The following is a 7051-nucleotide window of genomic DNA, read 5'->3' on the forward strand; positions in this document are numbered from 1 at the left end:
AAATCATAATCTGGAATATGTGCCATATTTGTTGTGGAGAATTGACAGGTAAAAAGATATAAGCGCAACGATTTAATACTTTAGTTAACTTTGTAACTACTCAGATAATGGCTAAGGCGATCTTATGAAAGCAATTATTTACAACGGCCCATTTAACGTAACGGTAAAAAATGTTCCTGATGCAATAATTGAGCGTCCCGAAGATGCATTAAGCCGGATAACCACCACGAATATATGCGGTTCGGATCTGCATATGTATGAAGGACGTACCAGCTTCGAAGAAGGACGGATTTTTGGCCATGAAAACATGGGCGAGGTCGTTGAAGTTGGCCAGAGAGTCGAGCGTATCAAAGTGGGTGACCGCGTATGTATGCCCTTCAATGTAGGCTGCGGCTTCTGTGAAAACTGTGAAAAAGGCCTGACCGGATTTTGTCTGACAGCTAACCCCGGGAGTGCGGGCGCCGCTTATGGTTTTGCTGAAATGGGGCCGTGGGACGGTGGTCAGGCGGAATTGTTGCGGGTTCCTTTTGCCGATTTCAACTGCCTGGTCCTCCCAGAGGATGCGGCGGAGAAAGAAGAAGATTACGTCATGCTTTCAGATATCTTCCCGACCGGCTGGCATGCAACCGAACTGGCGGGGCTGCGTCCGGGAGAAAGCGTCGCCATCTACGGGGCGGGGCCGGTGGGACTGATGGCCGCGCATTCTGCCATCATCAAAGGGGCCTCCCAGGTCTTTGTTATTGATACTCACAGCGATCGTCTGGCCCTTGCTGAGCAATTCGGTGCCACACCGGTTAATGCTGCCGGGGATGAAGCCGTACAGAAAATCCTTGAGCTGACTGACGGCAGGGGTACAGACTGCGGTTGTGAATGTGTTGGTTACCAGTGCTGCAATAAACACGGCCATGAAGACAACAGTGCAACTATGAAAAGCCTGGTCGCCTCCACCAAGGCGACAGGCGGAATAGGCGTGGTGGGGGTCTTCGTGCCCCAGGATCCTGCAGCGGAAAGCGACCTGGCAAAAGAGGGGAAAATGCCGTTTGATTTTGGCAGCTTCTGGTTCAAGGGGCAGTCCATCCGCACTGGTCAGGCAAACGTGAAGGCCTACAACCGGCAGCTCGCACGGCTTATTCACCATGATAAAGCCAACCCTGGCCGGATTATCTCGCATCGTCTGAGCCTCGATGAGGCTCCTGAAGGCTATAAAAATTTTGACAGCCGAGCGCCCGGCTGAACAAAAGTTATTCTTAAACCATAAACCCAGCTCTTTAGGTTTTCGATAAGCCCTTACCTTGTTCAAAAGGTTAAAGGCTTACCGGGTATGCCCGCGGGTATCCACTTCCATTGATGTCCCATCCTGGCGATCCTGCTTCGCTTGATCATCCCCTCATGGCTGCCAGGCTTATCACTCATTAAAAAGGCCTAAAGGAGAATAACGATGTCACGTTTTTTGGAAAAAGTTGTCGTGATCACCGGTGCGGGTTCAGGAATTGGGGCGGCCTCAGCAAAGCGTTTTGCCAGTGAAGGTGCTTCGGTGGTGCTGGTGGGAAGAACCCGTGAAAAACTCGAAACCACGCTTCATGCCCTTCCCAAGGGAGAGCATCTTATCGCGCCTTGTGATGTGTCTGATTCCGTCCAGGTTAAACAGCTGGCGGAACTGGTCGAACAAACCTATGGCAGAGTCGACGTCCTGGTGAACAATGCGGGAAGTGTCGTTCAGGGAAAAATACATGAAGTGGCTGTTGAAGACTGGAAAAAGCTGATGGGGGCTGATCTGGATGGGGTATTTCATTGTGTTCATTACTTCATGCCCTCATTGCTCAAAACCCAAGGGAATGTGGTGAACACGTCTTCGGTTTCAGGACTGGGTGGAGACTGGGGAATGAGCGTTTATAACGCTGCGAAGGGCGGCGTGACCAATTTTACGCGCGCGCTGGCGATGGATTATGGTGCGGACGGTGTTCGCGTGAATGCCATCTGCCCTGGATTTACGCTGACCGATCTTACCGAAGATATGAAGGACAATCATGAACTGTTAAACAAGTTCTATGACCGCATTCCCCTCCAGCGGGCTGGCCAGGCTGAAGATATCGCCAGTGCAATCGCCTTTATTGCCAGCGATGATGCGCGTTATATCACAGGAGTGAACCTGCCCGTAGACGGCGGGCTGACGGCGTCTAATGGCCAACCCAAACAGGCTTAATATCTAAACGGGGAGCAATCAACGTTCCCCTATCAATTCTTCAAAATGCGTGTGAGTTCGGTTATTCAATATAAAGCCGTTTTCCTGACCACCTTGAAAAATTTATCAGGTACATCTTTGGTGCATACATCCATATTAACCCCTGACAGTCTCAACGCTTATTATCGGTCAAAGTCATACGAAGAGCCGGTATATAGCCGGAGTAGAGTCAGTTGGGTGCAAATGCATAAAATTTTTATGGTGGTAGGTAGGTTAAAGCGCCAGAAAAAGAAGTTTCCTGAGTGGCTGGACGCTGGTTCAGAATGTTATGAGATATCGAAAAATATGCTGCACTTGGGCTTCAGACCCGCTTTTTGTTCAATGCGAGTGACCAGGTATTGCGTCCGCATTTAGGACATCTAGGTTCTTCATATCCAGGTATCTCTCGAGTAGTGCCGCAGCGGTTACAGGCATATAAACCTGTTTCAGGGATTTGGGTGAAACATTGACGAAGTGCTTCAGGAAGTACAGATAACCCGGCCCGCACTTCTTCGTCCGGATAAAAGTAGAGGCTGAGCTGGCCATCGACCTCTACCAGCCCCAGCCGTATCTGACCAAGGTGTTCGGCCCCTTTAAGGCGTAACTCCATCAGAAACTCATCTTCTGAAATGTTCAGCCGGTCCAGATTCTCAGAAACGTACTCTATAAATTATAGCCGGACAGCTTTCAATCAAGGGATTAACTTGAATAGGAGTGAGTGGGAAGTTTCAAACGGGCTTTGGGTTTTAAAATCAAAGGTGAAAAATTAATGAAGGTTTTCTCCTTTAAAGTGATGATTTGGCGATTCGTTTATTCATTATGGCTCACAATATTTTATTTTTATAACGGTTCGCTTCTATACCTTAAACAGTTCATGAAGCATGATAGAAATAAAAAAGTTGCGTCCGCGCTCAATGCAAACTGATTCGAAAAACCTGCCGACCCATTCACACCCCTCTACAACTAATAGGATAAAAACTTACCCCTTGATTGAGTGGCATTGTTTATCTTGGCGTAAAATAAAAATGAGGATAATTAGTTAAGTCTCTTTCATGAGAGACGCAGGACAAGTTAAATGAATGGTTGTTCACTTAAATGACTTAATTCGACATAGAATGTGTGGGAGGAGATAATACAGGGAAGGAAGTGGATTTCATTAATTTGAACAGTTGATGTCGTTACTTAGTTAATACAGTCCGGCACACCGGCCGGACTTTTTTATGACTGTGGCTGACCGATGGGACCCTGGCCCTGAGGACCTCCGGGCACGGATTGCTGGCTTGGTGCGTGAGGACGGCCATCCGGCCCTACTGCAGGACCGGGTTCCTGACAGCCTGCCAGAGTCATCAGACTTGCAACGATAAAAATCCCACCTAAAAAACTCTTCATAACATTCCTTTCCAGAAATCAGGCAACCCAGCGTTGCTTACAAAGCCTGGTCACATCTGTCCACATATGAAAGCGAAGCCGGAAAAGTAAATCCTTTTTACTGCCAATGAGTTCTGATAAAACGCCCTTAAAGCACTTGCTCACTCTCAGAGATTGCAATTACTGTATATATATACAGTTTAGTTTTGGGAGGGCACCGATATGCCCCGTGACTATGAAATCATGATTGCCTTCAGGCAGGCGATAAAACGCGATGCCGCTGGTCGCTACACCGTCAGCACACTCGACTTTGTGAAAGAACTCGATCGCCTGAACTGGCGCTACTCGCTACGCGCCGCCAACAAATGGATCGAGATGCACACAACAACGTTCAGGGATATTTCGACAAGTGAGGGTGAAGAACGCATGTTTCAGGTCTTTAATCCGAACGGAAGGAATTGAGCAACGTGTGCCACGCTCAATTGGGTACACCCCGTAGCAGGAATTGATTATGAGTTTTTCAATGGTACTAAATCATGAACAGCGAGACATTAATTTCCCTATCTTGCTGAAATAAATGAAAAATCCAGATCAATATAATTATAAAATTTAAAACCGTGATATATGTCACAAAAAAGCAAATCCAACAATTATGTACAGCTTGTTTTGGTTTTGTACAACTTCAAAAATTTCCCTTTTAAAAGCAATTGAATATAAGCGTAACGGTTAACTCGTTGTTTTAAAACAGAAACAAGCGAAGCGGTAAACATGTATTTTAAATGTGGTTTTATCGAAAAATTGAGCCATATTATTTCTCATTGGGACGTTAGCACGCTTAATATTCGACTGATATATAAGGGGGATACATGCCATCAAGAAGAGGTGGGGCCGGTAATTTTGCTGAGGATGCGGACCGCGCGCGTGAAGCCGGGCGTAAAGGAGGAAGTGCAAGCGGGGGAAACTTCAAAAATTGTCCAGATCGCGCTGTTGAAGCCGGTCGCAAGGGCGGACAAATCAGCCGCAGGCGCAAAGCGGCAACTGAGGAAAGTTAATTAGCCAGACAGCCGGCCGGGTTGAGTTATACCGGCCTTGCTTTGAAAAACATAAACAGGAGGAAGTATGATCTTCTCGTCCATCTTTGTATCCACACATTTAGCTGGTCTGGTTGATACTTTCCCGAACATAAGTGGCGGAACATGTTACTGTGCAGATCCTGTTGCCACCCATGGCACACCTCAAAGTACTTGCGTAAATCTCTATAAAATTCTCTGTGTAGAGGATGACACGGTAAAAGCAACGGATTCACCAGAGGTCAGACACAAAAAGCGTTCAGGTGACCGACCGGTAAGATAAGTTGGTGGATGCCTGATTATTAAGCGGCTCAGATAAAAATTCTGTTTAGTAACACCCAACGCCCTGTCCTTTTACGTCCTTTTAGCGCATGCTTTAATCTCTTCCCCGGTGCTATGCCTGGGGCATTCCCCCTCTGACAAGGGGCAAATATGAAATCTCAAAGGTCAAAAACCTGTTGCGCACCGAATTGCGCGGTGACTGACACTTCTGATCTGATGTCGCTTTCCGACACCTCCATCTTCCCGTACTTCATTCATGAATCATTCACCTATTCGTAGACGAAACATATTGTCTGTTTTTTCTGAGATTGGACGAACATTAATTTCGTTGGGAGTGAACAAATGGAACAGGGTTTTTATTGGGTCCAGAAGGGCGAGACTCAACCTGAAGTCTGGTACTTCGCCGATGGTGAAGGGGGAGGATGGTTCAAGCCAAGCCGAAGTCTGCCCGTTCACCCTGATGATTTTATCGAGCAGGGGTACAATGTCATCAGTGATCGCCTCGAACCCCCGGCAGAATAATGACAACACCTGTACGACATACCTCCACCCTGGCAGAGGGAGTCGTATGGAAACGAGACATTGCCATTTGAAATGCCCGCGCAGGACGGCCTACAAGCGTTAGCGAGGAACGTATCTCTCCTGTCAACGCAACCCGAGTGCTTTAACTTGTTTCAGGTTCTGCTTTCGGCTACATGAAACGAGTTGCAGGTATTTAGGAAAAGTAGATCGAGATGCACCAGATAACATTCAGGGATGGCTACTGTGTGGATGAGTAATCTCTCAAGGTGTTCAATCCCAACGGGTGCTGAGCAATCATCCTGATAACTGTCGGTAGGGACTAGCGGCTCATCGCCAGCAAAAAAAAAAGCATGAACCAGACGTGAGTCCGGTTCATGCAGAGTGCTGACTACTCAGTTTTTTTTTATTTGCCCGCTCTGATGCGTCGAGTCACCAGGGCGTGGGTCCCCACTGGGTTTGTACCAGAAACACAATCACCAGAACCAGTAAAGTGGTGACGGCCGGTATGATCAGGTATCGCATGTTCAATCTCCTGTCTGTCTGACCACGAGAATTTGAAACGATGAAAAACCCGCCCTTATTCATCACCGACCGTTCAATGACATCGGCGGTTTAGCGATGGATACTTACGTCGTGTAATGGCCTGCAAAGCGCCGGGCTAAGCGCTTTAAAACCAGTTCAGATATTTCGGTAAACCTATCGCCAACACCGCAATGGCCACGATATTCAGTACAACAACGAATTTTGGTGAAACATCCATAAGTCACCTCAGGTAAACGAGCGGTATCAGGCAAAACACGACATCGGGCTGGTGGCCAGTTGGTCATCGCTGAAATCACCGACACTGCCGTGCTGATAATTCACCTACTGAGCACGCAGCATGTATCCCAGCGTTACCGCACAGGCATTTTGCTCATTAAGCGTAGTGCAGGTCTTCACAGACCAAAAGCGTAGCCGTATAGCGAAGTCAGGGGGGTTTTTAATAAGGTACGGAAATTGACGGGCAGCCTCACAGCTAAACGCCACTCGAACGAGTAGTTGGTTTTCAACCGCGCGTTTCAGGGGAAAGGTAAGCTAAAAAAAGCCCGCTCAAGGCGGGCAAAAAAGCAGTGGCTAAGGAATGTCTCTCTCGTATGAAACGCATCCTGTGTGCTGTGCTGCCAGTCAACAACTGACCCCCATACCTTAGACCAATAATTACTGTGTGGTAGGATGTGTTAACAAAAGCGATAAAATTCCAGTAATTTCCAGTAAGTTATATTAATTAACGATTTATAAACTAAATTTCAGAGAGTTAACCGAAGCGGCAAGAGAATGCTTCTGATTATTTCTGGTTTATGTCGGCCTAAAAATGCTCAAATCTAAAACGCCTGCGCTTATGGCAACCGGCCCGGTCATACTGAAATTCCATGTCCACCTCAGATTAAATCCCCTTTGCAAACAACGCGTTTGGAAAAAGTCTTCATGCCCGACTTGATCGATTGTACTGCTTACGATTACTGTTTATATATGGGTCTTCCCCTGTTGTGGTGGCTGTTGTAGGATTTTTGCTGTTTACCGAACAACAGGAGGAGAACACTTGAATAAT

The 7051-nt window shown here is 47.1% G+C and carries 6 protein-coding genes; 5 read left to right on the forward strand and 1 reads right to left on the reverse strand.

From position 1 onward, the window contains the following. Positions 1-124 precede the first annotated feature (124 nt). Both JK231_RS13515 and JK231_RS13520 read left to right on the forward strand, forming a co-directional pair. A complete protein-coding gene (locus JK231_RS13515; protein ID WP_211728819.1) occupies positions 125-1234 on the forward strand; it encodes a glutathione-independent formaldehyde dehydrogenase in 1110 nt (369 codons plus the stop codon). A gap of 204 nt (positions 1235-1438) precedes the next feature. Then, the gene (locus JK231_RS13520; RefSeq protein WP_160833211.1) at positions 1439-2203 is read left to right on the forward strand and encodes an SDR family oxidoreductase; all 765 of its coding nucleotides are present in this window, start codon (positions 1439-1441) and stop codon (positions 2201-2203) included. Between the two features lie 340 nt (positions 2204-2543). Here JK231_RS13520 and JK231_RS13525 read toward each other — a convergent pair whose 3' ends face one another. Then, positions 2544-2888 carry a YetF domain-containing protein gene (locus JK231_RS13525; RefSeq protein ID WP_349291523.1) on the reverse strand — a complete coding sequence of 115 codons (345 nt, stop codon included), beginning with the start codon at positions 2886-2888 and terminating at the stop codon, positions 2544-2546. A 923-nt stretch (positions 2889-3811) separates the two neighbouring features. Between JK231_RS13525 and JK231_RS13530 the strand changes: the two genes are divergently transcribed. The 3 genes from JK231_RS13530 to JK231_RS13540 all read left to right on the forward strand — a co-directional run bounded on the left by JK231_RS13530 (position 3812) and on the right by JK231_RS13540 (position 5463). Further along, positions 3812-4051, forward strand: coding sequence for a DNA polymerase V (locus JK231_RS13530; protein ID WP_097117738.1), 240 nt, complete (start codon positions 3812-3814; stop codon positions 4049-4051). A gap of 404 nt (positions 4052-4455) precedes the next feature. Continuing rightward, on the forward strand, positions 4456-4641 hold the full coding sequence (locus tag JK231_RS13535) for a general stress protein (protein ID WP_097117739.1): 186 nt from the start codon (positions 4456-4458) through the stop codon (positions 4639-4641). A gap of 642 nt (positions 4642-5283) precedes the next feature. Then, entirely contained in the window at positions 5284-5463 is a 180-nt protein-coding gene (locus JK231_RS13540; RefSeq protein ID WP_097117740.1) for a hypothetical protein, read from the forward strand. Positions 5464-7051: the final 1588 nt, after the last annotated feature.

This window comes from Pantoea sp. JGM49 (assembly GCF_018257655.1).
GTDB lineage: Bacteria > Pseudomonadota > Gammaproteobacteria > Enterobacterales > Enterobacteriaceae > Pantoea > Pantoea communis.

Bases quoted from the DNA above. Each gene is read 5' to 3' on its own strand.
- JK231_RS13515 (WP_211728819.1), top strand. From the start codon at position 125: ATGAAAGCAATTATTTACAACGGCCCATTTAACGTAACGGTAAAAAAT.
- JK231_RS13520 (WP_160833211.1), top strand. From the start codon at position 1,439: ATGTCACGTTTTTTGGAAAAAGTTGTCGTGATCACCGGTGCGGGTTCA.
- JK231_RS13530 (WP_097117738.1), top strand. From the start codon at position 3,812: ATGCCCCGTGACTATGAAATCATGATTGCCTTCAGGCAGGCGATAAAA.
- JK231_RS13535 (WP_097117739.1), top strand. From the start codon at position 4,456: ATGCCATCAAGAAGAGGTGGGGCCGGTAATTTTGCTGAGGATGCGGAC.
- JK231_RS13540 (WP_097117740.1), top strand. From the start codon at position 5,284: ATGGAACAGGGTTTTTATTGGGTCCAGAAGGGCGAGACTCAACCTGAA.